Source organism: Alterirhizorhabdus solaris (genome assembly GCF_007785815.1).
GTDB lineage: Bacteria > Pseudomonadota > Alphaproteobacteria > Sphingomonadales > Sphingomonadaceae > Alterirhizorhabdus > Alterirhizorhabdus solaris.
Genome location: NZ_VNIM01000064.1, coordinates 1 through 23,525 on the forward strand (window position 1 = coordinate 1; position 23,525 = coordinate 23,525).

Consider the following 23,525-nt stretch of genomic DNA (forward strand, 5'->3'; position numbering starts at 1 on the left):
GGGCAAGCATGAGGAAACCCGCTGCACCGCCGATCAGCCGGTCCGGCAGGGCGGGCAGCACCCCCGCGAGGCCGGTGGCGAGGCCGAGCGCGGCGAGCGTGGCGGTCAGCCGGTCCGGCAGCCAGAAATGATCGAGGTCCAATGCCGCCAGCGCGATCAGCAGCCAGCCGGCCATTGCCCCGGCCAGCCCCGCCGGCCCGGGCGCGAGGCCGAACGCGGCCGCGCCCACCACCGCCGCCAGCGCCTCGATGGCCGGATGTCGCCGGTCGATCCGACCGCCACACGCGCCACAGCGCCCGCGGGCGACGACGAAGGAGAAAAGCGGCACCAGTTCCAGAGGCCGCAGCACGCGGTCGCAGCCGTCGCAGCGCGATCGCCCGCGCGCCGCCTCGCCGCGCGGCCAGCGCACCACGATGGTGGCCAGATAGCTACCGACGATCGCCCCGAGCACCGCGCCGGCCAGCGCCCAGCCCCATGCGGGTGCAAGGCCGCTCCACGGCGTCATGGGCCGGTCCGGGCCGGTCTGCCGGTCAGTCGATCGCCTCGCCCGGATCGATGCCCCAAATGCGGTTCGCCTCGATGTAGCCAGCGCGGCCATGCACGTCGAACTCGCACCAACCCGAGGCACAGTGGGAGATGCGGCCGACGACACCCGGCTCGACCCGCCAGTTGATCTTCGCGCCCGCGTCCGGCGCGGCGCGCAACAGGGCGATGTCGCCGCGTACGATCGCGGTGCGCTGTTCGCTCAGCAGGAACGACCGCATCCAGCCCTCGCCTCCGTCCGGGTCGCGTACCTTGCGCCATTCCTTGTGGACCTGCACCACGCGCAACGGCATGTCGGCACGAACATATTCCCAGTTGGCCGGAAAGTTCGCACCCGGCCCGGTCCGCATTCGTGCCTTGGCCGCCGAGATCGAGGCCCAATAGGGCGTCTGCTTCACCTTCTGGGCGTTCACCGCCGCCGGCGCCAGCAGCGCCAGCACCGCCATCCAGCCCGCCATCCTCATCGTCTGCATGCCGCCCGCCCGTTCATCCGTCCCTCGGCACAGCTCTTAGAGCGGTTCGGCCGGCGGGGGTATCCTTACCGTCATCGGAACGTCGCCCGAACGCGACGAACCGTTACGGGCAGGGAACCTCTTGCCGGGCACGCCGTTGGACCGGCACCAGTTCAGCGTTTGGAGCGAAAAGCCATGAAGAATCTCGGTCTGTTTGCAGGTTTGGCCGCCATGTCGATGGCATTCGCCGTGCCAGCCAATGCGCAGAGCGCCGGCGAGTTGCTCAAGGGCGGCGCCATTGGCGGCGCTGGCGGCGCGGTTGCCGGTGCGGTCATTCCAGGCCTTTCGACCGGTAACGGAGCACTGCTCGGCGCCGGTGCCGGACTGGCGGTAACTGCGCTCTCGAAGAACAAGAAGACCTACCGCGACAATCGTGGCCGCAAGTACACGATCGATAAGCGCGGATATCGCCGCTACAAGTAAGCCGCGTTCAGACTTACGGAAACCCGCCCGCCGCAAGGCTGGCGGGTTTTTTCGTAAGCGGACGCTTTGGAAAAGCTGGCTAAACCGGCCTCCCCACCCGAAGGGTATCAAGCGGCGCGGTGCCCTTGGGTTTCAGCTTGTCCCGGCTCCGTTCGCCACAGGGCATCTTGCTGACGAACCGGCGGTGTCAGATTCGAGCGTCGGGTCTCAAGACCGCTCCCCCGTCAGCCAGCCAGTTCCTCTAGCCACGCTGCGATCATCCGCCGTCCCGCCGCGGTGGCGGTGGCGCCCAGCCGGTCGTGGTCAGCGCGCATCCGCATGGCGTCGGTGCCGGCTTCCGCCAGATAGTCGTCCGATCCTTCCAGCCACGCGTCGAAGCGCGGGTCCAGTCCCATCTCCGGGTGGCACTGCAACGCCAGCAGGCGCCGGCCGCGACGAAACGCCTGATGCGGATAGGCCGTGCTGGAGGCCAGCAGGTCCACCCCGTCCGGCAGGTCGAACGTATCGCCATGCCAGTGCAGCACCGGCACGCCGTCGATATGGCGCACCGGCGAGGCCAGCCCGGCCGGATTGAGCGTGACGGGGCCGAAGCCCACTTCCTTCACCGGCCCCGGATACACCCGGCTGCCCAGCGCCGCCGCGATCATCTGCGCGCCGAGGCATACGCCCAGCGTCGGCCGGTCCGCCGCCAGCCGTTCGGCCAGCCGCTCGATCTCGTGGCCGATCCACGGGTGGACGTCGGTCTCGTACACGCCCATCGGCCCGCCCATCATCACCACCAGATCGGGCGAGACGAGATCGAGCGTCGGGAAGGCCGGATCGGTCACGTCGATCCGGTCGATCACATAGCCGGCCGCCTCCACCGGCGCGCGAAAGCCGGCGATGCCCTCATAGGGCGTGTGGCGGATCACCAGCGCGGTCGCCATCGCCTCAGTCGCCGGTCAGGATGCGATCGACGAGCTGCTTCACCGTCGGCACGAAACCGTTCGAGTAGAACGGATCCTGCCGGAAACGGAAGGCGGAATGGCCGGCGAACATGAGGTTTTCCTCGATCGGGCCGCCGTGCGCGATATCCTGCAACGTCTTCTGGATGCAGAAGCTGCGCGGATCGGCCAGCCGCCCGGTCGAATTGCCCTCGGCATCCGCCCAGGACGAGAAACCACACTGGCTGAGGCAGCCCATGCAATCGGCCTGATCCTTGCGGACGATCTTCATCTCCTCCGGCGTCACGAACACCAGGGTATTGTCCGGCGTCTTCAGCGCGTTGACGAAGCCCAGGCCATGCCATTCGCGCGCACGCAGCAGGTCGCCGCGCGTCACCCAAAAGCTCTTGCCCTTCACGCCCACGTCGAGCTGATACTGATGGTCGCCCGCCGCCTCGCCGGAGAAAGCGATCTGCCGTTCGGACCGCGCCTCAAGGTTACGCAGGAACGGGTTACGCACCGCCGACGAATAGAAGCCGGTCGGCGAGAAGCGATGGAGCAGCACGTCGCCTTCCTGCAACGTCATCAGCCGGCTCTTCCAGTCCTCGGGGATCGGGCTTTCGCGGGTCAGCAGCGGGCGCGTGCCGAACTGGAAGGCGATCGTGCCCAGCTCCGGATTGTCGATCCAGTTGTCCCACTCGCGCAGCGCCCACACGCCGCCGGCCATCACGATCGGCACGTCGTCGCTGATGCCGCCCTCGCGCATCGTCTCGCGCAGCGCCTTCACGCGCGGATACGGATCCTGCGGCTTGAGCGGATCCTCCGCATTGGACAGGCCGTTGTGCCCGCCGGCCAGCCACGGATCCTCGTACACGACCGCCGCCAGCCATTCCGACGCCTTGGAATAGGCCCGCTTCCACAGCGCGCGGAACGCGCGGGCGGAGCTGATGATCGGCAGGTAGCTCACCTGATGCGCCGCCGCGATCTCGGACAGGCGATAGGGCATGCCCGCACCGCAGGTGACGCCCGCGATCATCCCCTTGGTGCGCTCCAGCACGCCTTCCAGGATGCGCTGGGCGCCGCCCATCTCCCACAGCACGTTGATGTTGATCGCACCCTTGCCGCCGGCGATGTCGTAGGCGCGACGCACCTGCTCCACCGCGCCCTCGATGGCATAGTCGATCAGCTCCTCGTGGCGCTCGCGCCGGGTGAGCGCGTGATAGACCTGCGGGATGATCTTGCCCTCGGGATCGTAGCTGTCGGCATTCACCGCCGACACCGTGCCGATCCCGCCGGCAGCGGCCCACGCGCCCGAACTCAGGTGGTTCGAGACGGCGACGCCCTTGCCGCCCTCGATCAGTGGCCAAACCTCCCGGCCGCCATAGACGATCGGTCGCACACCCTTGAACAAGCCCGTCCTCCAGACAAAAATCAGCGACGGCCTTAGGCGATAGCGCGATGGATTGCGCGCAAAATCAGCCCAGCGCCGCTGGCCTGCCAAGCGCACCCGCATAGAGCGCGCGGTAGTCGGCGATCATACGCTCCTCGTCGAAACACGCCAGCGCCTTTGCGCGATTGGCCGCCCCCACCGCCTGCCGCAGCGCCGCGTCGCCCAGCAGCCGGGCCAGCGCCCCACCCAGCCCGCGCTCGTCCGCCGCCACGAACGGGCGGTTTTCGGCGGATACCATCGCCGCCACGTCGCCCACGTCGGTGGAGACGGCGGGCAGGCCGGCGGCCATCGCCTCGATCAGCGAGATCGGGAACTGTTCGCTGTCGGAGGAGAGCGCGAAGATGTCGAACAGGCCGACACAGCCCTGCGGATCGGGCAGGAAGCCGGGCAGCACCAGCCGGTCCGCCACGCCGCACCGCGCCGCCTCCGCCAGGATCGCATCGCGTTCCGGCCCCTCGCCAGCGATCACCAGCCGGGCGGGCGGCATCGCCGGGGTGGCGGCGGCGAAGGCACGGACGAGGCGCGGCAGGTTCTTCACCGCCCGCAGGCCCGCCAGCGTGCCGACCACCACCTCGCCGGGGCGGCGGGCGAAGCCGGGGATCGCATCCGCCCGGGGCGGGGCAGCGGCCCCTGCCACGGGCACGCCGTTGGCGATCCGTGCGATCCGGCCCGGCGGCTGGCGCCACACCTCCCGCGCCACCCGTTCCAGCCGCTCGGACGGCACCACCACGCGGTGCGCCGTCGGCAGGCCAAGCCGGCGGAAGGCGATGCGCTTCGGCTTCTGCCGCACCGCCTCGTCGGCGTTGAACCCGTCTTCGTGGTGGATCAGCGGCGGCAGCCGCATCGCAGCCCCGAGCAGGCGGTGCGCCATCACCGCATCCATCGCCCCCCAGTTATAGGTCAGCACCAGATCGAACCCGGCCATGTAGCGCGCCAGCCGCCAATAGCGCCCCGGCGCCGGCTTGCCCGCCAGCGAAGGCGCATCGTCGGGGAAGTCCACCACGATGCCGGGGGCGATCGCGGCGCGGGCGGCCAGCGCGCCCGGCACCGCGCTCAGGATCGTATGCCGCGCCGTGTCGCCGAAGGCGTTCATCAGCCGCACGGCGCGCGCTTCCTTGCCGCCCAGCGTGAAGGTGGAGTGGGCGTGGAGGATGCGGACCGGCGTCATCCCCCCGCCCTGCCCGAGCGGGGTGAAGATTTCCGAAACCCCGGCGCCGCCGGACGACGGACATGGCAGCGGCATCGGGCAGGACGACTCCCCTGCCCCAGGGCCATGCCCGGCCTGAACGATCCGGCGGCGATCGTCAGCCCGCCGCCAGCACGCGCGCCAGCAGCCGGTCGATGGCAGCGACGCTCTCCGGCTCGGACAGGGTGGGCGTATGGCCGATCCCGGGCACCGTCACCAGTTCCAGCCCGGTCAGCCGCTGCTCCATCCGGGCGGCGCAGTCGGTATCGAGCAGGTCGGACAGTTCGCCGCGCAGCAGCGTCGTGGGGATGCCGGCCAGGCTCTCGAACGCAGGCCACATGTCGAACCCCGATTCGCCGCCCGGCACCCGCAGCGGCTCGGCCACCTTCATGTCGTAATCGAAGACGATGCGACCGGCCGGGGTGATCCGGCACAGCCGCTTGGCCATCGCCAGCCAGTCCTCGATGGTGAAGCCCGGATGCGCGGCGCCCTGCACCTCGGCGATGCTGCGGGCGGCGTGCAGCCATGTCGGGAAGCTGCCGTTCTTGCCGACATAGGTGCGGATGCGCGTCAGCCCCGCCGGATCGAGCACCGGCCCGACATCGTTGAGCAGCGCGCCCGCGATCCGCTCCCGCCCGCGCGAGGCGAGCAGCGCGGTCAGCATGCCGCCCAGCGAGGTGCCGAACAGCACCACCTTCGGCAGCGCCAGTTCGGCGAGCAGCGCCTCCAGATCCTGGAGGTACACCAGCGGCACGTAGGTCATCGGATCCTTGGCATAGGCGCTTCCGCCACGCCCGCGCAGATCGACGCAGATCAGCCGCCACTCGCCCGCCAGCCGCGCCGCCGTATCGGCGAAATCACGCGCGTTGCGGGTAAGGCCGGGGATGCACAGGATCGGCGGGCGCGCGGAATCGCCCGGATAATCGCGATAATGCAGCCGCAGCCCGTCTTTCGACCACCAATAGTCCTCGCGCCACGCCGCCATGCTTGCGTCCTTTGCCTGCCACGCCCCATATCGCCGCATGACCATCGCCCCGCAAGCAACCGTCTTCCAGCCCGAGGCGCGCGTCCTGTCGCTGGGCGACGCCTTCTACGATCGCGTGGCCCCCGCCGACTTCCCCGCGACGATTCCGCGCTTCCGCAACGACCGATGGGACAAGGCGGTCGGCCTCGACTCGCTGGACGATGCGGCGTGGCTCTCGCACTTCGGCCGTTTCAAGCCGCTGCCGGGCAGCCTCGATACGCCGCTGGCGCTGCGTTATCACGGCCACCAGTTCCGCGTGTACAACCCCGATCTGGGCGATGGTCGCGGCTTCCTGTTCGCGCAGCTGCGCGACGGCACGGGGCGGCTGCTCGATCTGGGCACCAAGGGATCGGGCCAGACACCGTGGAGCCGCGCGGGCGACGGCCGCCTGACGCTCAAGGGCGGCGTCCGCGAGGTGCTGGCGACCGAAATGCTGGAGGCGCTGGGCGTCGAGACCTCCAAGACATTTTCGCTGATCGAGACGGGCGAGGCGCTGCACCGGGGTGACGAGCCCTCCCCCACCCGCTCGGCGGTGATGGTGCGGCTGAGCCACGGCCATGTCCGCATCGGCACGTTCCAGCGGCTCGCCGCGCGGAAGGACGGCGAGAGCATGGCGCGGCTCGTCGACTATGTGCTGCGCGAGCTTTACGGCGAGACGCCCGGTGACGATCCGGCCGGGCAGCTGATCGCCCGCGTCGTGCCGAGGGCGGCGCGGCTGGCGGCGGATTACATGGCGGCTGGCTTCGTCCACGGCGTGCTGAACAGCGACAACATCAACATCACGCTGGAAAGTTTCGACTACGGCCCGTGGCGGTTCGCGAAGAACTGGGATCCGGCCTTCACCGCCGCCTATTTCGACCATCAGGGGCTGTATTCGTTCGGCCGGCAGGCGCAGGCGATCCATTGGGACGTGGTGCAGCTGGCGATCGCCTTGCGCACGCTGGTGGAGCCGGAAGCGCTGGTGCCCGCGCTGGAGACGTTTCCCGCCGAATTCGAGGCGGCGTTCCGCGATGCGGTGTTCGCCCGGCTCGGCATCCGTCCGCGGGACGAGCAGGCCGATCTGGCGCTGCTCGCCGCGATCGAGACGGCGCTGACCGAGGGCGCGCCGGCCGGCGGCGAGATGACGCTCGACCGTTTCTTCTTCGACTGGCGCGGTGGCCGGCTGCGGAACCCAGGGGGGCATCGCTACGACGGCGACGCCTTCGCGCAGTTCGCCATGACGATCGGCGGGTTCGAGAGTGCGGCCGCCACCGACCACCCCTACTGGTCCGATCCGGCGCCGTGCGCGCTGCATATCGAAGAAGTCGAGGCGATCTGGGCGCCCATCGCCGCCGATGACGACTGGACCCGGTTCGACGCCAAGGTTGCCGCGATAAGGCGGATGGGCGAGGCCATGCGGGGCGGCGCCGCGAAGACGGAGGGCGAGTGATGCAGGCCGCAGCCGAGAAACCGCCGGTGACCACGACCGGCGAGATCGTCTCCACGGAACCGGCCACCGGTGTGGAACTGTGGCGCGGCGTACCGGGCAACCCGGCACAGGAAGTGGCGATCGCCCGCGCCGCCTGGCCGGACTGGGCTTCCCGCCCGCTCGCCGTGCGGATCGAGACGCTGCGCCGCTTCGCCAACGTCGTCCGCACCCGCGCCGAGCCGTTCGCCGACCTGATCGCGCGCGAGACCGGCAAGCCGCTGTGGGAGGCGCGCACCGAGGTGGAGAGCGTCGTCGCCAAGGTGGACATTTCGGTGTCCGCCTATGCCGAGCGCACGCCGCAGCGCCGGCTGGAAGGCGCGATGGGCGCGCGCACCGCCGTGCGCCACAAGCCGCACGGCGTGCTGGCGGTGCTCGGCCCGTTCAACTTCCCGGCCCACCTGCCCAACGGCCATATCGTGCCGGCACTGATCGCGGGCAACGCGATCGTCTTCAAGCCGTCGGAAAAGACGCCGGCCACCGGCCAGATGCTGATCGCCTGCCTGCACGAGGCGGGCGTGCCCCCCGGCGTCGCCCGCTTCCTGCCCGGCGGCGCGGCGGAGGGCGCCGCGCTGGCGGCCGAGCCGGGGCTTGACGGGCTGCTGTTCACCGGTTCCGCCCGCGCCGGCATGGCGCTGCACCGCCAGTTCGCCGAGACGCCCAACCGCCTGCTCGCGCTGGAACTGGGCGGCAACAACCCCATCGTGGTGTGGGACACGCCCGACATCCACTCGGCCGCCGTCATCGTCGTTCAGTCCGCCTATCTGTCGGCCGGGCAGCGTTGCACCGCCGCGCGCCGGCTGATCGTGCGCGACGGCGCGCACCAGCCGCTGGTGGACGAGATCTGCAAGCTGCTCGGCCGCATCATCGTCGGCGGGCCGCACGCCAGCCCCACCCCGTTCATGGGGCCGGTGATCGACAACGCCGCCGCCAACATGGTCGAGGAACGCTTCCTCGACCTCATCCTGCGCGGCGGCCGCGCGATCCGCCACCTCCAGCGGCCGGAAGCGAACCGCCCGTTCCTGTCGCCCGCGCTGATCGACGTGACGGGCGTGGCCAACCGATCGGACGAGGAGATCTTCGGCCCTGTCCTCCAGATGATCCGCGTGGCCGATTTCGATGCCGCCATCGCCGAGGCCAACGCCACCCGCTACGGCCTGTCCGCCGCGCTGGTGGGCGGTGCGCCCGAACTGTACGACCGCTTCTGGGCGAACATCCGCGCCGGCATCGTCAACTGGAACCGGCCGACCAACGGCGCCTCCTCCAAGGCGCCGTTCGGCGGCGTCGGCCTCTCCGGCAATCACCGCCCCAGTGCCTATTACGCCGCCGATTACTGCGCCTTCCCGGTCGTCTCCACCGAGGCGGATCAGGCGCGCGCCACGATCGGCGTGGGGCTGCGCGACGCATGAGGCGGGGGCGGCACCTGCGCCTGCCCGATCGCCGGAGCGGAAACTTTCGCTAGCCCCCGCCCAAGCATCGCTGGATTGCACCCGGGCGCCCGAACGCCCATTTCGCCTGCATGACATCGCTGCTCGATCCCCACGCGCGCGGGCGCGTCATCCTTGTCGGTGCCGGCCCGGGCGATCCCGGCCTGCTCACGCTCAACGCCGTGGCGGCGCTGAACCAGGCCGACGTGGTCGTCCATGACGGGCTGATCGACATGCGCGTGCTGGATCATGCCCCGGCCCATGCGCAGCGCATTTCGGTCGCCAAGAAGCGCAGCCGACATACGCTGCCGCAGGAGGCGATCAACGCGCTCATCATCGCCCACGTCCGCGCCGGATCGATCGTCGTGCGGCTGAAGGGCGGCGATCCGTTCGTGTTCGGTCGCGGCGGCGAGGAGGTGGAGGCGGTGCGCGCCGCCGGCCTGCGGGTGGACGTGGTGCCCGGCGTCTCCTCCGCGCTCGGCTGCGCTGCCGAGGCGATGCTGCCGCTCACCCATCGCGACTGGTCGAGCGCGGTCAGCTTCGTCGCCGGCCAGTGCCAGGGGCTGGCGGAGCAGGACTGGGCGGGGCTGGCCGGTGTCGGCCGCACGCTGGTGATCTACATGGGCGTTTCGTGTGCCGGGCTGATCGCCGAAAAACTGATGGCGGACGGGGTTTCCCCCGGCATGGCGGTGGCCGTGCTGGAACGCGGCACGCTGGAAGGTGCCCGCGCGATGCGGACTCTGCTTGCGGATCTGGGCGATATGGTGGAACGCGAGCGCGTCGTCAGCCCGGCGATCATCGTCGTGGGCGAGGTCGTCCTGCTCTCCGATGCGCGGGATCGACTGGCGACGCTGGTCGCCCAAGCGGAGCAAATCGCGTGAAACTGGTAACCGGAAACGATCTGGAGTCGGGCGACGTCGTCTGGTGGACCGGCGACGGCTGGTCGCGTCATGTCGCCGATGCGGTGGATGCCGGCCATGCGGGCGAATCGATCGCCGCCACCGAGGAAGCCGCGCGACGGGTGAACTCACCCTATGTGATCGACGCCACCGCCACTGCCGATGGCCCGCGCCCAGCGCATATCAAGGACCGTATCCGCGCTGCCGGCCCCACCGTGCGCCCCGATCTGGGCGTCCGTCCGGCCGATGCCAACCGCGGCGAATGGGTGATCTGATGTACAAGTATGACGAATACGATCAGGCGATCGTCGATGCCCGCGTCGGGGAGTTCCGCGATCAGGTGAACCGCCGCATCTCGGGCGAGATGAGCGAGGACCAGTTCAAGCCGCTGCGGCTGATGAACGGCCTGTACCTCCAGCTTCACGCCTACATGCTGCGCGTGGCAGTGCCCTACGGCACGATGGACGCGCGGCAGATGCACATGCTCGCCACGATCGCACGCAAGTACGACAAGGGGTACGGGCACTTCACCACCCGCCAGAACATCCAGTACAACTGGATCAAGCTGGATCAGGCGCCCGACATTCTCGCCGAGCTGGCGACCGTGGAAATGCACGCCATCCAGACGAGCGGCAACTGCATCCGCAATATCTCGTCCGACCAGTTCGCCGGTGCCGCCGCCGACGAGGTGGAGGATCCGCGCCCGTGGGCCGAGCTGCTGCGCCAGTGGAGCACCTTCCACCCCGAGTTCAGCTATCTGCCGCGCAAGTTCAAGATCGCGGTGATCGGCGCCGAGGAGGATCGCGCGGCGGTGAAGCTGCACGATATCGGGCTGCAACTGTACCGCAACGATGCGGGCGAGGTGGGTTTCCGCCTGTTCGCCGGCGGCGGCATGGGCCGCACGCCGATGATCGCGCCGGTGATCCGCGAGTGGCTGCCGAAGGGCGACCTGCTCAGCTACGTCGAATCCTGCCTGCGCGTGTACAATCGCTACGGTCGGCGCGACAACATGTACAAGGCGCGGATCAAGATCCTCGTCCACGAGATCGGCGCGGCGGAATATGCCCGTCAGGTGGAGGAGGAGTGGGCGCATGTGAAGACGCTCGGCCTCGATCCGCCCGCCAGCGAGTTCGAGCGGATCGCGGGTTACTTCGCCCCGCCCGCCTATGATGCCGACCTGCCGGACACGGTGGATCGCACCGACCCCGATTTCACGCTGTGGATCGACCAGAACGTGTCGGCGCACAAGCAGCCGGGCTATGCCGTCGTCACGATCAGCCTCAAGCCGGCCGAGGGTATCCCCGGCGATGCCTCGGCCGACCAGATCGACCTGATGGCCGACCTCGCCGACAAGTACGGGCATGACGAACTGCGCGTCACCCACGCGCAGAACATCGTGTTGCCGCATGTTCGCAAGCGTGACCTGCACACCATCTGGCAGGCGCTGGAAGGGGCCGGGCTGGCGACGCCCAACCTCGATCTCATCAGCGACATCATCGCCTGCCCCGGCCTGGATTACTGCAGCCTCGCCAATGCCCGCTCGATCCCGCTGGCGCAGAAGATCGCCGGTCGTTTCGCCGACCTCGATCGCCAGCGTGACGTGGGCGAACTGAAACTCAAGATCTCCGGCTGCATCAACGCCTGCGGCCACCATCATGCCGGCCACATCGGCATCCTCGGCGTCGACAGGAAGGGCGAGGAAAACTACCAGCTTTCGTTCGGCGGGTCGGCGGCGGAGGATACGAGCCTGGCGAAGATCATCGGCCCCGGTTTCAACGAGGACGGCGTCGTCGATGCCGTCGAAAAGGCCGTCGAGACCTATCGCGGCCTGCGCACCGAGGGCGAGCGCTTCCTCGATACCTATCGCCGCGTAGGGCTGGCCCCGTTCAAGGAGGCGATCTATGGGTGAGTTGCTGCGCTACCGCGAAGACGAGCGCCACGAGGAGCCGGCCGTCACGCTCGACGCGTTCCTCGGCCAGACCAACGCCACCGCCGTGCGGCTCGAGTCGGATGAGGACGCGCGGGCGCTGATCCCGCATCTCGGGCAGCTGGCGCTGGTCGAGGTTTCCTTCCCCAAGTTCCGCGACGGGCGCGGCTTTTCCGCCGCCCGCATCCTGCGCGAGGCCGGTTTCACCGGCGAACTGCGCGCGCAGGGCGACGTGCTGGTCGACCAGATCCCGCTGATGCGCCGCTGCGGCTTCGATGCCTTCGCACCCGAGGCCGCTATCGATCTCGACGCGCTCGAGCGCGCGCTCGGCCGCTACGACGACGTCTATCAGAAGGCGGCCGATGCGCGCACGCCGGTCTGGCGGCGCCGTCATGGCTGAGACGGCGCGGATCGTCGACACCATCGACGCCCGCCCCCGCTTCACTGCGGCGGACGTGGCGGCGCTCAACGCGCGCTTCGCCGGAGTCGACACCGCCGACATGCTGCGCGCGGTGCTGACCGAGCGGCTGGCGGGCGATGCCGCCGTGGTGTCCTCGTTCGGCGCCGAATCGGCCGTGCTGTTGCATCTGGTCGGCAGCATCGACCCGTCTGTGCCGGTCCTGCTGCTCGACACGCTAAAGCTGTTTCCCGAGACGCTCGCCTATCGCGACACGCTGGTCGCCCGGCTCGGCCTGACCGATCTGCGCTCGTTGCAGCCGGACCCCGCCATGCTCGCCGCGCGCGACGAGACGGGGCTGCGCTGGTCCTACGACCCCGATGGCTGCTGCGAGATCCGCAAGGTCATCCCGCTGGCCAGGGCGCTGGCCGGGTTCGATACCTCGATCACCGGGCGCAAGGGCTTTCAGGCCAGCACCCGCGCCGGTCTGCCCCGCTTCGAGCTGGAGGACGGGCGGATGAAGATGAACCCGCTCGCCAGCTGGACCAAGGCGGATCTGGACGGCTATTTCCTGGCGCACGACCTGCCGCGCCATCCACTGGAAGCGCAGGGCTATCTCTCGATCGGCTGCGCGCCGTGCACCAGCATCGTGAAGCCGGGCGAGGACCCGCGCTCGGGCCGCTGGCGCGGGTGGGACAAGGTGGAGTGCGGCATCCATTCCGACGTGCCGGGCGAGAACGACCCGATCTTCTGACGGGGGCGGGCAGGAGCGGAACCTCCCCCACGCGCGCCTGTTCTCGCCATATCGTTACGGGCAGGGATACGGCGATGCGACCGCTCCATCTTCAGTTGGCCCTCACCGTGGTGGCCGGTGCCGCGCTCGGCCTGTTCGGCGGCAATGCGACGATCGCCGGCATGGCCCCGCCCCCGACGAACACCGTTGCCGGACAGCCCTATGAGGCAAGCGGCCTCGACCCGGCCGACAACGCGACCGGCCCCGCCGCCTATGCCGATGCCAACCCGGAGATGGCCCGTTACGCGCGCATCGCCGATGCGTGCGACGACTGTTCGGACTATGATCTGGGCTTCCGCTTCGCCGCCGCCCGCCATGTGCGGGAAAGCGCGCAGTGCATGGACTTCACCTGGTCCTACCAGCGCGGCTGCCTCGCCTGGCTGCGCGAGAGCTGAGGCTCAGGCCGGGCGCTCGCCGATCAGCAGTTCGACCAGCGGCTGCATCGCGGCATCGAACCGGGCCAGCGCGACATGCTCGTCCGCCGTCTCGAAATGGGTGACCAGGCCGTCGCCGTTCCAGTAATGCAGCGCGAAGCCGGGTGCGTCCGCCACGATCATCGGCCGCCCGTCCGGTACCTGCGGGTCGAGCGGGGCCAACGTCAACGCCACCTGCGGCGCGGTGGACGGGCACACCGCCAGCGGCCTTCCCTTCCATCCGGTCACGATCGCGCGGTGGATGTGACCGCAGACCATGCCGATCACCTGCCCCTGCCCCGCCAGCGCCGTCTCAAGCCGGATCACCCACGGCTCCTGCGGGTCGGTCGTCATCCAGGCGATGCCGGTTTCGATCGGCGGATGGTGCAGCACGATCACGGTCGGGCGATCGGGCGCCGCCGCCAGTGTCTCGCGCAGCCATGCCGCACGCGCCTCGCAAAAGCTGCCGCCGTGGCGCCCCTCCTCCAGCGTATCGAGCACGACGAAGCGCAGCGGCCCGTGGTCGAACGCATATTGCACGAAGCCGCCGGCCATCACCGGCGTGTCGGGGAACACGGTGGCGAAGCTGGCACGCACATCGTGGTTGCCCATCGCCAGATGCACCGGGAAACGACAGGCGGCAAAGGCGCGCTTCAACCGGCGGTACGAATCGACGTCGCCATATTCGACGAGATCACCCGTCGCGAGCAACAGGTCTGGCACGCGGTCGAGGTCGTTCAGGGCCTGCAAGACCTTGTCCAGCCGCTTGCGGTTGAATTCGGCGGGATTATCCGGATCGAAGCCGAGATGCATGTCGGTAATCTGCGCGATCAGCATGTGGCTGCCGACACCCCCGTCAAGACCACCCCGTCCGCGGAAGTGCGGGCGCGGCCGGGCCACCGTCAAGCCCGAGCCATCGGCTTTGCCACAGAGTCCCTAAAAGGCAGTGATCGAAAACACAGGTCGTGATGCGCGACACCGCAGACGACGGAACGCCGCTCAACCGTCCTGACGCCGGATCGCCTTCAGCGCGCGCCCGTTGTCGACCCTTTTGCCCCGCTCGCGACTGTCGCGTACCATCAGCGGGGCGGCATCGTCGCGGTGGAAATCGTGGCACATCGCGCAGGACGACTTCACCTCCTTGTGGGCGGTCTCGCCGCCGTGGCAGGTGCGGCAGCTCTCGATCTTGGGCAGCAGCAGATCGCCCGCGCTGGCCGAGGTGGGCGCGGCGTGGCAACTCACACACGTCTCGGTCTGGTGCGCGGCATGATCGAACCAGCCCTTGCGCATATAGCGATCGGGCAGCTTCACGGGCACGATGCCGAAGGTGCCCGTGCCCGACTGCGAAGGCGCCACGACCTTGTGACACTCGAAGCAGACCCCGCCCTCGGAGAAGGTCGCGCGGATCGCCGGGTCGGCACGGCCGTAGCGGGTGGCGGAGGCGAAGCTGAACCGCGCCGACGTCGCCTGCGCTGCGAAATCGCCGGGCCGCCGCCGGGCGTTGCCGCCGAGATTGATCGGCTGCACCGGCCCGGTCGAGCGATAGAAGGCGCGCAGATCGGCCACCACCTGCTTCGGGTCCCCGTGGCGCAGCGTGCGCACCGTGCCCTCGATCTTGTCGAAGGCGAGCGAGTGGCACATCTGGCAATTCTGCTCCATCGTGATCGGGCGGAAGCGCGTGCCGGACGGATCGGGCACGTGGCAATCCGCGCAGGCCAGCGATTTGCCGAATCCGAACTCCACCTGCATCGTCTGCGCCATCCGCGCGACGCCGTTGGTGGTGGAGAGATGGACGTTGTGCGGGAATTTCAGCCCGTTGTCCTCGATCGGCCGCGCATCCAGCGACAGCCGCTGCACCACCGGCGGCATCGCGCTGGTGCGGACGGCCGGGCGGAACTGTGGGTGATCGGTGCCGAAATCGGAGGCGTTGAGGATGGCGGTATCGGTCAGCCGCGCCTTCAGGTCGGCGTGGCAATCCGAACAGAATTTCTGCTCGGTCACCGGCATCGCCGTCGCGCCCTCATGCTCGGTATGGCAATCGACGCAGCGCCCCTCGGGCACGTTGAACGCGCTCTTGAACGCCAGTTGCGCCTTGCCGCCGGCCCCCGGCTCGAACCGGGCGGCCGCCAGCCGGGCCGGGTCGGCATGGTCGTGCAGCGTATCGTGGCAGGCGACGCACGAACTATCGCGCACCGCCACGCCGGGCTGTACGTGGCAGGCCTTGCAGTCGTTCTCCAGCTGGGCGTGCGCCTGCGAGAGTTTGCCCGTGCTCCACATCTCGTCGGCGTGGAAGGCGATCGGGCGCGGCCCCGTCGGGTCGGCCGCCTGACTGTTGGTGTAGAAGCTCCACAGCGGCCAGGCGAGGAACACGGCCAGCACCAGTCCGATGAAGCTCCACGCCATCACCCGCTTGCCGGGCAGCGCGGAGCCGAGCGAAAAGGCCCGGTCCTCATCAATGACTTCCGAGGCATCGGAAACGGCGCCGACCCGCTCGACGGTGAGGACGATCGCGTCCGCCTCGGCATCGCGGGAAACGGCGATCACGTGCGCGCCGATGCGGATGTTGGCGCCGCGCTGCGCATCCAGATCAGCCCGCTCGGTGGAGCGGCCGTCCACGTCGAACGGCAGGCCGGCGACCGCGACGATCTCCGCGCGTGACGGGCCGGTCTGGCGGATCGTCGCATGGTTCAGCGTCACCGCCAGATCGGGCAGGTGGATGTCGCATCCGGTATTGCGGCCGATGCTGAGTTCGGGCTGGTCGAACGTGCGCGGCCGGATGATCTCGCGCCCGTCGGCGGTGCGGCTGATCTGGCGGACGATAAAGCTCATGACCGCCTCAACCCCAGTAGAAGAAGACGGCGAAGACATGCGCGAACAGCGCCGCGATCAGGGCGAACGTCAGCGGGACATGGACGTAGAGCCACACCTCCAGCAGCGCCTTCAGCCGCAGATGCTGGCGCATCCGGGCGAGGTTCGCCTCCTTGCGTTCCAGCAACACGTCGATCTTTTCGAGCGGGTCGTCACCGATCGCCGGGTTCGGCCCCGTCTCGGCCCGCACCGCCGCCTGCGCGCGGCGCGTGCCGCAGCGCGGATAGCGGCCGGTGAGCCGCGCCCAGGCGCCGCCGCCGAACGGGTCGTCGTCCAGGCTCATCCGCACCATTTCGGCGTGGCGGTGGTCGAGCGGTTGCGCCGCATCGTGGAGCTGGCGGTCGATCATCCGCAGGTTGTCGAGCATCTGCGTCTGCGTCGTCTCGCCGCGGTTGTTGCTGAGCGCGCGGGGGAGCGCGGCATAGGCGGTGATGCCGTAGATGCCCGACAGGATCACCAGCATCATCAGCACGTAGGCGAGCGTGTGGACGTTCCAGCCGAACTGGAAGCCGGTGTGCAGCGTACCGATCACGATCAGCGCCAGGCCGAGATAGACATGCGCCGACGTCCACGACTTCAGCGACCACCGCCCGCGCGTCATCGCCCGCTTGCGCACCCCAAGCATCGTCAGCCACAGGATCAGCAGCAGGCCGACGGTGCCGAGGAAATAGCCATAGGCGCTGCCGCCGTTGGGGCGCGGCCGCACATCGTCGAACGCATAGATCACGATCGCCAGCAGCGAGACGGTCAGCGCGATCTTCAGCCAGCGGAAGCCGGCATGACGCAGGAACCCCTCATGCTGCGACGTGACCTGCTTGAGTTGCTGTACCCCCCGTGCAGCCACCTCAGGCGTCCCCCTTCTCTAGTTTGGAAACGGTGAGGAAGCGTTCCGGCGACACGCGGATCGCCGCCCCGGTGGGGCAGGCGCGCACGCAGGCGGGGCCACCCTCGATGCCCGAGCACATGTCGCACTTGATCGCCTTCTTGGGCTTTTCCACACCCGGATCGGCGTGCTTGTACGACCATTTCTTGTCCGGCTCGCCCGGCCCCGGCCCGGCGCCGAACAGCAGCCAGCTCAATAGCCCCGGCTTCTTGGGCGGCACCTTGTCCATGCGGATCACGCCATAGGGGCAATTGCGCTGGCAGTTGCCGCAGCCGATGCAGCTGTCGTCGATGAACACCTCGCCGTCCGGCCCGCGGTGGATCGCGTTGGGCGGGCAATCGGCCATGCAGTGCGGATGCTCGCAATGCCGGCACGAGGTGGGGACGTGGAGGTGGGCATAGGTGCGCCCCGCCTCGCGATCGAGCCGGCTCAAACCTTCATGGCTGTCGGCGCAGGCCTTTTCGCAATTATCGCAGCCGACGCACAGGTTCTCGTCGATCAGCAGCACGTCGGTCGCCTCGCCGATGCCGTTGTCGACGAGGAAGTTGGCGATGGACGAATACATGTCGACCACCGTGGAGAAGCTGTCCTTCTTGGCCTCCACGAAGGCGTTCAGGTCCTGCCGCCCGGCCATGTCCTTCTTCGCCTTGTCGAACAGGTCGGGCTTGGCGTCGATCAGGCGGCGGAACGCCTCGCCACTCAGCTTGATGACCTCGGACTTGATCGCCGCGCGCACCGTGGCGGATCGTGGCGCGCCGTCGATCACCGCCATCTCGCCCACATAGGAGCCGGCGGGCAGATAGGAGAGGAACACAGGCTTGCCGCCGATCGACTTCTCCACGACCATCGATCCGACGCGCACCACGTAGATGTCGGTGTCGGTATCGTTCTCCTTGATGACCGCCTGGCCCGCGCGCACCGTCATGATCTCGGCGCTGTCGGTCACCTCGCGCAGATCCTCGGGCGTCAGGCCCGATCCGAACATCTGGAGCAGCTGCCGCTCGGTGGAGATGCGGTTCACCACGCGCTTGGCGGACGGCACCTGCGCCATCAGCTTCAGCGCGGCAGTGCGGCTGATCTCGACCAGCAGCGAATCCTCGGCCGCGCGGATGGTGGCGCCGCGCCGGCGGCCGGAGATCAGCCCGACCTCGCCGAAGATGGAGCCGCGCGGGATGCGGATGCCCTTGCCGTTCGGCAGGCTCACCTCGACCGAACCGGACGCGATGGCGAACAGCGACGAGCCGGGTTCGTCCTTCTCGAACACCGTCTCGCCGATGCGATAGGCGCGCACGTCCGAATCGAGCATGAACTCGCGCATCTGCAACGGCGACAGGCCGCCGAGGATCTCGACATTGTCGCCCAGAAAGCCGAGCCAGTCGTCCACGCTGCGCCTGCGCGGCATGTTCTTGAAGCGGTTTTCCAGGATCGGCTCGTCGGCCGGTTTCAGCTCGGTGTTGCCGTTGATGAACTCGACCGCGTCATAGCCCTGGTTCATGCAGTGCTTGATGAGCGGGTAGCCCGCCAGCGCGCCGATCACGTAGATGCCGGGCACCGCGCTCTCGAACTGCGGCGACAGCTTGGGGTAGGCCTCCCGGTCGGGGCTGGAGAAGACGATGCCGGTGCCGGGCTTCGGCCCCTTGCGGATCGACATGGTGCCGTCGCGGCCCTTGACCTCAAGATCCACCATCTCCGCGCCGCAGCTTTCGACGAAGCCGCGCGGCGCGGCCGACCCCATGCGCGCGATGATGCGGTCGCAGCGGATGCGCGCCTCGCCATCGCGGGTATCCAGCGTGACGTAGCCCGGCTCCACCTTGTTCGGCGCCGTCTCGGGCATCACGGTCAGCCGGCCGGCGTCGCGCATGGCGAACAGGCCCTTCACGTTGGCATCCTTGGCGCGGCTGAAATCGGCGGTGCGATTGAGGATCGTCACCACGTTGCGCTGCGCCGGATCGGTGGCGAGGCCGACCGCATTCTCGATGCCCGCATCGCCCGCGCCGATGACGAGGATATGCTCGTCGACATATTCGCCGGGATCGTCGAGCTGATACTGGACGTGCGGCAGGTGGCCGCCCGGCACGCGCAACAGATTGGGGTTACCCTGCGTGCCGATCGACAGGATGATGTTCTCGGCCCTGATCTGGCTCTTGTCCGCCAGCGTGAGGATGAAATCACCCTGCACGCCGGTGATCGCCGTCACCTCGGCGTTCAGCCGAACGCTGATCCCGGCGGCGGCGGCCTGCTCGTCCCATGTGCCGAGGATCTTCTCGCGCTTGCCCGCGTCGAAATCGAGGTCCGAGCGCAGCACGAGCTGGCTCGGCGTCGCCATCACGTGCTTGCCCTTCTGATACTTGTAGATCGTATCGGAAAGGTGATCGGTCTTTTCCAGCAGGACATGCGACAGGCCAAGCTGCGCCGCGCGCGCGGCCGCGCTCACCCCGGCCGGCCCCGAGCCGACGATGGCGATGCGATAGGCGTCTGCCACTGGTCCCCCTTCATCCCCCGACAGGCCCGCCTGTGGCGGGCATGGTAGTGCTCGGTCCGTTCAGTGGACCTTCATCATCGGCGCGACCCTGGCGTTACTTTATCAGCTTGCGCGTTATTCGCCAGAGATGTTGTTCCGACAAAATGCCGTGCGTAACGAAAAATATATGCCGGTCTCTTCGGGCGAGGCGGGCGGGAGGCGAATGGCCGTCCCCGCCCGTGCGGCTCAGAGAAGCACCGCCATCACCCGGCGATTGGCGGTCGCCTGCGGGGTGACGCCGGGCAGGGGCTTGCTGGCGCCGTAGCCCGCCACGTCGAGCCGCTGGCGATCGACCCCGGCCTGCACCAGATAATCGGCCACCGCCTGCGCCCGGCGCTGCGAAAGCTCCTGATTGGCCCGGGGCGAGCCGCTGGCATCGGTATGCCCCTCGATCCGCATCCGCCGCCCGCTCAGCTTGGGCAATTGCAGGGCGGCGGCATATTTATCCAGCCGCGCCTTCGATGCGTCGGTGAGCACGGCGGAAGCGGGCAGGAAGGTAAGGCCGAGATCGGCGCCGCCCACCCGCACCGGCCGTGCGGGTGCTGCCGCAGGGGCCGCGACGCTGGCCGACTGTCCCGGCGTCGCGCCGTCGGCCTGTCCGCGGCGGAAGCTGAACCCGCGCGTGGCCGACCCACGCGGCGCAGGGCGACCCGGCGTCGCGGCAGGCGCGGCGGGATCGGACACGGCGGCGCCGGTCGCCGGATCGCAATCGCCGGCCAGATCGCAGGCGAACTGCGCTTCGTCCGCACCCGATTGCCCGACCGACGCCTGCCCGGCCACTGCCTGCTGGGCCGATGCCGGCGCTGCCATCACGACCGCACATCCAAGCAGGGCGAGACCCCGCACGCTCAAGCCGACCTGCAGCTTCATCTCACTATCCTTCCAACGACTGTGGGTCTTCCCCACGATAAACCTTTCGGCCCGGTCCGGCAAAGCCCCCGGTGCCTGCATCGTGGATAATCGCAAGACATGATTCGGCCAGTGACGCGTATCACTCGTCGCAAAACATTGCTTTTTCCTTGGCCGACGCCCGCGTTATTTCGGATCGATGCGGAACCACACCATGTCCGCATCCCACTTGCCCGTCGCCGTGGCCTTGCGCAGCGTGGCGGCGAATTCGCGGGCGGACTGCACCGTGCCCTGCGGCTTGGCCACCGCCAGCGGCTGCGCGCCGACGACGAGGAACAGCCCGGTCCAGCCGAGGTGATCGGGATAGACCGAGAATTCGTAGCGGTTCGGCGCGGCGCTGGTGAGGCCCACATCCGCCCCCTTCAACGCATCGAGCGACGCCTTGTCCGGCAGCACCCACGTGACGACACCCGACGGCTCCACCCCGAACAGCGCCATCGACCTGTCCGCCGGATCAAGCGAGATCTGCACGCGGGCCAGCGCCTGCGCCGGCGTGAGCGCGGTATCCAGCACGAACGGCTCGCCCGTCACCAGCAGCCGCCCGCCGGGGCTGGCGCGCAGCTTGCGCGGCTCGTCGATCGCGGCACACTCGCGCGGGTCGATCCGCGCCACCTTGTCGGTGGAGACGCGGGTGACGCCCATCTCGCCGGCGCGCGCGATCTCCAGCACGGCGGCGCCCGCCTGCGCCGGATCGCCCGCCACGCCGGTGAGGCCCAGCGTGCCGTTGCTGCCATCCTGCACCGGATCGACGCGCAGCCAAGCGCACGGTGTCTTGCCCAGTTGCGCCTCGATCAGTTCGCCCGTGGTGGGGGCGTTGCTGCGGAACAGGAACCAGCCGACCGCGCCGAACACCACCACCAGCAGCGCCAGCAGCGCGGCGAGTTTGCGGGTGCCGCTGCGATCGACCGGCGGCGGTGGCGGCGGCGGCAGGGCGGCGACCGGCGCCTGCCCCGTCGCCATGAACGTCCCGACCGCCTGCACCAGCGTGGCGCGCCCGCCCTCGCCCGATTCGCGGAACGGTGCGACATCGACCGGGGTGGAACCGCCGAAGCCGAACGGCAGCGTCACCTCGTCGATCAGCACGCCCAGATAGCCGCCGCGCGCGTTGGCCGCCTCCGCCTGATCGAGCACCGCATTGTCGTCCACCGACGCGCGCGACCACAGCACCAGCGAGAGCCGCGCGGGCGCCTCGCCCTCCTCGCGCTGGCCGGTGGCGACGGCATGGCCGGCACGGCGCAGCGCCTCGGCAACGGCGGCGGCGCGCGCGACGTCGGCGGCCGCGTGGGAAACGAAGATGTCGCTCATGGTCGTACCGTGGCCCCGTCGCCTGAAGATGTCCGTGCCCGCATGGCCATCGCCAGCGGGATGATGAGCGCCACCAGCACGAGGCTGACGGCAAGGCTCGCGTTCAGTCCTTCGTTCGATCCGCCCCATATCGCCGATCCGACGAGATCGACATCGACCACCGAGCCGAACGCGCCGACCCCCGGGTTGGGTGAGGCGCCGAAGATCATCTCCTCGGTCCAGTTATAGCCGAAATGGGCAAGGATCGGGGCGACCAGCCCGCCGCTGCGCCATGCCAGCAGGCCGAACCAGATACCCGCGAGCAGGATGTTGAGCAGGCTGAGCGGGTGCCCCCACCCGCCGACCATATGGATCACGGTGAATGCCAGCGAACACACCAGTACGCCCGCCGCCGGCCCCCAGCAGCGCACCAGCGTCGGCTGGAGAAGCCCGCGCAGCAGAAGTTCCTCCGCCACCACGCCGAGCAGGATCAGCGCGCCGCCCGTCGTGAACAGGCCCGCGCCCGGGATGCCGGCGTGCGACCGGCCGATCGCCACGCCGCCCGCCCATGCGCTCGCCAGCACCAGCCCCACCGCCACGATGCCGGCGGGCAGCGCGGTGGCGATGATCGCCGCCCGCCCCGCCCCCAGCGGCAACCGCACGCGCGCCAGCAACGCGCCCGACAGCGCGAGCATCACCAGCGCGACGCCCAGTGCCAGCCGGGCGCAGATCTCGAACGTCAGGTCGGTGGAGTCGGCGATGGCCAGCAGACGCATCAGCGAAAGCGTCAACGGCTCGACCGAAGTAACGATCAGCGATGCGCCGGCGACCACGTAGAACAGCAGCAGCAATGCGCGCCATTCCGCGCGCGCGCCGGTCTCCGCCACCGGGGCGGCGCGATATGCGGCAGGGTTGCGATGCGCGTCCGCCACCCGGTCTCTCCCCCGTTCGCGGCACCCGGCTCCGCGCCCCCCGCGCCGATCCAAGTCGTTCCGTCCGCATTGCCCTCGTCACCACTCTATCATCTTGGCGCCGCGCCGCTAGACTGGAACTCGATTGAGACGAAGAGGGACATGAAGCGGCATGGCGGGGTCGGATCATCGTGTGGAGACTGTCGATCGTCATGTCGGTAGCGGCCTCACCCCCGCGCGGATCGCGCTGATCGCGGCGGCATTGATCGCGCTCGTCGCGGTGGGTGTGGCGATCTGGCGGCAGCGTACGCCGGAGGCGCCGGAGGCGGCCGCCGGGCCGGGCGGTGCGGCGCCCGCGCAACAGGCGGACGTCGCCGCGATGATCGCCCAGCTCGAAACCAAGATGAAGGCGAACCCCGGCGATGCCACCGGCTGGCGGATGCTCGGCTGGTCCTATTACCGGACCGAGCGATTCGCCGATGCCGCCGCCGCCTATCGCCGCGCCACGCAGGCCGACCCGAAGAACGCCGAGGGCTGGTCGGCGCTGGGCGAGGCGCTGTCGCTGGCAGGCCAGGGCGATGTGCCGGCCGAGGCGGAGGCGGCGTTCCGCAAGGCGCTGGCGATCGACCCGGCCGATCCGCGCGCGCGCTACTTTCTCGCGGTGAAGAAGGACCTTGGCGGCGACCACAAGGGTGCAATCGACGACTGGATCGCGCTGCTCAAGGACACGCCGCCGGGCGCGCCGTGGGAGCAGAACGTGCGAGAGA

General features: G+C 69.3%; 23 protein-coding genes. 10 read left to right on the top strand and 13 right to left on the bottom strand.

What is annotated here, in order from left to right; all coding sequences use genetic code 11:
• A partial coding sequence (locus FOY91_RS14465) for a prepilin peptidase (RefSeq protein ID WP_145153404.1) occupies positions 1-505 on the bottom strand: 505 nt, incomplete at its 3' end.
• Between the two features lie 25 nt (positions 506-530).
• The gene (locus tag FOY91_RS14470) at positions 531-1,016 is read right to left on the bottom strand and encodes an SH3 domain-containing protein (protein ID WP_338062090.1); all 486 of its coding nucleotides are present in this window, start codon (positions 1,014-1,016) and stop codon (positions 531-533) included.
• Positions 1,017-1,190: 174 nt separating this feature from the next.
• On the opposite strand from FOY91_RS14470, the gene FOY91_RS14475 reads away from it, so the two are divergent.
• On the top strand, positions 1,191-1,478 hold the full coding sequence (locus FOY91_RS14475) for a hypothetical protein (protein ID WP_145153407.1): 288 nt from the start codon (positions 1,191-1,193) through the stop codon (positions 1,476-1,478).
• Between the two features lie 224 nt (positions 1,479-1,702).
• Here the strand turns inward: FOY91_RS14475 and FOY91_RS14480 are convergent, their stop codons facing one another.
• The 4 genes from FOY91_RS14480 to FOY91_RS14495 all read right to left on the bottom strand — a co-directional run bounded on the left by FOY91_RS14480 (position 1,703) and on the right by FOY91_RS14495 (position 6,022).
• The gene (locus tag FOY91_RS14480; RefSeq protein ID WP_145153410.1) at positions 1,703-2,404 is read right to left on the bottom strand and encodes a glutamine amidotransferase; all 702 of its coding nucleotides are present in this window, start codon (positions 2,402-2,404) and stop codon (positions 1,703-1,705) included.
• 4 nt (positions 2,405-2,408) lie between these two features.
• Positions 2,409-3,812 carry an NAD(P)H-dependent flavin oxidoreductase gene (locus FOY91_RS14485; RefSeq protein ID WP_145153411.1) on the bottom strand — a complete coding sequence of 468 codons (1,404 nt, stop codon included), beginning with the start codon at positions 3,810-3,812 and terminating at the stop codon, positions 2,409-2,411.
• A gap of 64 nt (positions 3,813-3,876) precedes the next feature.
• Entirely contained in the window at positions 3,877-5,019 is a 1,143-nt protein-coding gene (locus FOY91_RS14490; RefSeq protein ID WP_145153449.1) for a glycosyltransferase family 4 protein, read from the bottom strand.
• Positions 5,020-5,155: 136 nt separating this feature from the next.
• Positions 5,156-6,022, bottom strand: coding sequence for an alpha/beta fold hydrolase (locus FOY91_RS14495; RefSeq protein ID WP_145153413.1), 867 nt, complete (start codon positions 6,020-6,022; stop codon positions 5,156-5,158).
• Positions 6,023-6,059: 37 nt separating this feature from the next.
• Here FOY91_RS14495 and FOY91_RS14500 point away from each other — a divergent pair, with 37 nt between their 5' ends.
• From FOY91_RS14500 to FOY91_RS14535, 8 genes are all read left to right on the top strand, one after another.
• On the top strand, positions 6,060-7,490 hold the full coding sequence (locus tag FOY91_RS14500; protein WP_145153416.1) for a protein adenylyltransferase SelO family protein: 1,431 nt from the start codon (positions 6,060-6,062) through the stop codon (positions 7,488-7,490).
• Positions 7,490-8,935: a succinylglutamate-semialdehyde dehydrogenase gene (gene astD / locus FOY91_RS14505; protein WP_145153418.1), complete on the top strand. Its 1,446-nt coding sequence runs from the start codon at positions 7,490-7,492 to the stop codon at positions 8,933-8,935. Before FOY91_RS14500 ends, astD begins: the two co-directional genes overlap by 1 nt.
• 110 nt (positions 8,936-9,045) lie before the next feature.
• Positions 9,046-9,834 (top strand): uroporphyrinogen-III C-methyltransferase, encoded by a 789-nt coding sequence (gene cobA, locus FOY91_RS14510; protein WP_145153420.1) that lies wholly within the window; start codon positions 9,046-9,048, stop codon positions 9,832-9,834.
• Positions 9,831-10,127, top strand: coding sequence for a DUF2849 domain-containing protein (locus FOY91_RS14515; protein WP_145153422.1), 297 nt, complete (start codon positions 9,831-9,833; stop codon positions 10,125-10,127). Before cobA ends, FOY91_RS14515 begins: the two co-directional genes overlap by 4 nt.
• Complete coding sequence (locus FOY91_RS14520; protein ID WP_145153424.1) at positions 10,127-11,761, top strand: nitrite/sulfite reductase; 1,635 nt, start codon at positions 10,127-10,129, stop codon at positions 11,759-11,761. Before FOY91_RS14515 ends, FOY91_RS14520 begins: the two co-directional genes overlap by 1 nt.
• The gene (locus tag FOY91_RS14525) at positions 11,754-12,179 is read left to right on the top strand and encodes a DUF934 domain-containing protein (protein WP_145153426.1); all 426 of its coding nucleotides are present in this window, start codon (positions 11,754-11,756) and stop codon (positions 12,177-12,179) included. Before FOY91_RS14520 ends, FOY91_RS14525 begins: the two co-directional genes overlap by 8 nt.
• Complete coding sequence (locus FOY91_RS14530; protein WP_145153428.1) at positions 12,172-12,930, top strand: phosphoadenylyl-sulfate reductase; 759 nt, start codon at positions 12,172-12,174, stop codon at positions 12,928-12,930. Before FOY91_RS14525 ends, FOY91_RS14530 begins: the two co-directional genes overlap by 8 nt.
• Positions 12,931-13,004: 74 nt before the next feature.
• Positions 13,005-13,364 (top strand): hypothetical protein, encoded by a 360-nt coding sequence (locus FOY91_RS14535; RefSeq protein WP_145153430.1) that lies wholly within the window; start codon positions 13,005-13,007, stop codon positions 13,362-13,364.
• Positions 13,365-13,367: 3 nt separating this feature from the next.
• Here FOY91_RS14535 and FOY91_RS14540 read toward each other — a convergent pair whose 3' ends face one another.
• From FOY91_RS14540 to FOY91_RS14570, 7 genes are all read right to left on the bottom strand, one after another.
• Entirely contained in the window at positions 13,368-14,219 is an 852-nt protein-coding gene (locus FOY91_RS14540) for a phosphodiesterase (protein ID WP_145153432.1), read from the bottom strand.
• A 162-nt stretch (positions 14,220-14,381) separates the two neighbouring features.
• Positions 14,382-16,211 (bottom strand): cytochrome c3 family protein, encoded by a 1,830-nt coding sequence (locus FOY91_RS14545; protein ID WP_145153434.1) that lies wholly within the window; start codon positions 16,209-16,211, stop codon positions 14,382-14,384.
• A gap of 7 nt (positions 16,212-16,218) precedes the next feature.
• On the bottom strand, positions 16,219-17,094 hold the full coding sequence (locus FOY91_RS14550) for a hypothetical protein (RefSeq protein ID WP_145153436.1): 876 nt from the start codon (positions 17,092-17,094) through the stop codon (positions 16,219-16,221).
• Between the two features lies 1 nt (position 17,095).
• Positions 17,096-19,615, bottom strand: a complete 2,520-nt coding sequence (locus FOY91_RS14555) for a cyclic nucleotide-binding domain-containing protein (protein ID WP_145153438.1) — start codon at positions 19,613-19,615, stop codon at positions 17,096-17,098.
• A gap of 225 nt (positions 19,616-19,840) precedes the next feature.
• Positions 19,841-20,524 (bottom strand): OmpA family protein, encoded by a 684-nt coding sequence (locus tag FOY91_RS14560; protein ID WP_238995714.1) that lies wholly within the window; start codon positions 20,522-20,524, stop codon positions 19,841-19,843.
• 165 nt (positions 20,525-20,689) lie between these two features.
• A complete protein-coding gene (locus FOY91_RS14565; protein ID WP_145153441.1) occupies positions 20,690-21,868 on the bottom strand; it encodes a TIR domain-containing protein in 1,179 nt (392 codons plus the stop codon).
• Positions 21,865-22,779 carry a CPBP family intramembrane glutamic endopeptidase gene (locus FOY91_RS14570; RefSeq protein ID WP_238995715.1) on the bottom strand — a complete coding sequence of 305 codons (915 nt, stop codon included), beginning with the start codon at positions 22,777-22,779 and terminating at the stop codon, positions 21,865-21,867. The genes FOY91_RS14565 and FOY91_RS14570 overlap by 4 nt, the downstream gene beginning before the upstream one ends.
• Before the next feature lie 172 nt (positions 22,780-22,951).
• Between FOY91_RS14570 and FOY91_RS14575 the strand changes: the two genes are divergently transcribed.
• Positions 22,952-23,525: tetratricopeptide repeat protein (locus FOY91_RS14575; RefSeq protein WP_238995717.1), on the top strand; the 574-nt coding region annotated here is incomplete at its 3' end.

Bases quoted from the DNA above. Each gene is read 5' to 3' on its own strand.
- FOY91_RS14470 (WP_338062090.1), bottom strand. From the start codon at position 1,016: ATGCAGACGATGAGGATGGCGGGCTGGATGGCGGTGCTGGCGCTGCTG.
- FOY91_RS14475 (WP_145153407.1), top strand. From the start codon at position 1,191: ATGAAGAATCTCGGTCTGTTTGCAGGTTTGGCCGCCATGTCGATGGCA.
- FOY91_RS14480 (WP_145153410.1), bottom strand. From the start codon at position 2,404: ATGGCGACCGCGCTGGTGATCCGCCACACGCCCTATGAGGGCATCGCC.
- FOY91_RS14490 (WP_145153449.1), bottom strand. From the start codon at position 5,019: ATGACGCCGGTCCGCATCCTCCACGCCCACTCCACCTTCACGCTGGGC.
- FOY91_RS14495 (WP_145153413.1), bottom strand. From the start codon at position 6,022: ATGGCGGCGTGGCGCGAGGACTATTGGTGGTCGAAAGACGGGCTGCGG.
- FOY91_RS14500 (WP_145153416.1), top strand. From the start codon at position 6,060: ATGACCATCGCCCCGCAAGCAACCGTCTTCCAGCCCGAGGCGCGCGTC.
- astD (WP_145153418.1), top strand. From the start codon at position 7,490: ATGCAGGCCGCAGCCGAGAAACCGCCGGTGACCACGACCGGCGAGATC.
- cobA (WP_145153420.1), top strand. From the start codon at position 9,046: ATGACATCGCTGCTCGATCCCCACGCGCGCGGGCGCGTCATCCTTGTC.
- FOY91_RS14520 (WP_145153424.1), top strand. From the start codon at position 10,127: ATGTACAAGTATGACGAATACGATCAGGCGATCGTCGATGCCCGCGTC.
- FOY91_RS14525 (WP_145153426.1), top strand. From the start codon at position 11,754: ATGGGTGAGTTGCTGCGCTACCGCGAAGACGAGCGCCACGAGGAGCCG.
- FOY91_RS14530 (WP_145153428.1), top strand. From the start codon at position 12,172: ATGGCTGAGACGGCGCGGATCGTCGACACCATCGACGCCCGCCCCCGC.
- FOY91_RS14535 (WP_145153430.1), top strand. From the start codon at position 13,005: ATGCGACCGCTCCATCTTCAGTTGGCCCTCACCGTGGTGGCCGGTGCC.
- FOY91_RS14540 (WP_145153432.1), bottom strand. From the start codon at position 14,219: ATGCTGATCGCGCAGATTACCGACATGCATCTCGGCTTCGATCCGGAT.
- FOY91_RS14545 (WP_145153434.1), bottom strand. From the start codon at position 16,211: ATGAGCTTTATCGTCCGCCAGATCAGCCGCACCGCCGACGGGCGCGAG.
- FOY91_RS14560 (WP_238995714.1), bottom strand. From the start codon at position 20,524: ATGAAGCTGCAGGTCGGCTTGAGCGTGCGGGGTCTCGCCCTGCTTGGA.
- FOY91_RS14565 (WP_145153441.1), bottom strand. From the start codon at position 21,868: ATGAGCGACATCTTCGTTTCCCACGCGGCCGCCGACGTCGCGCGCGCC.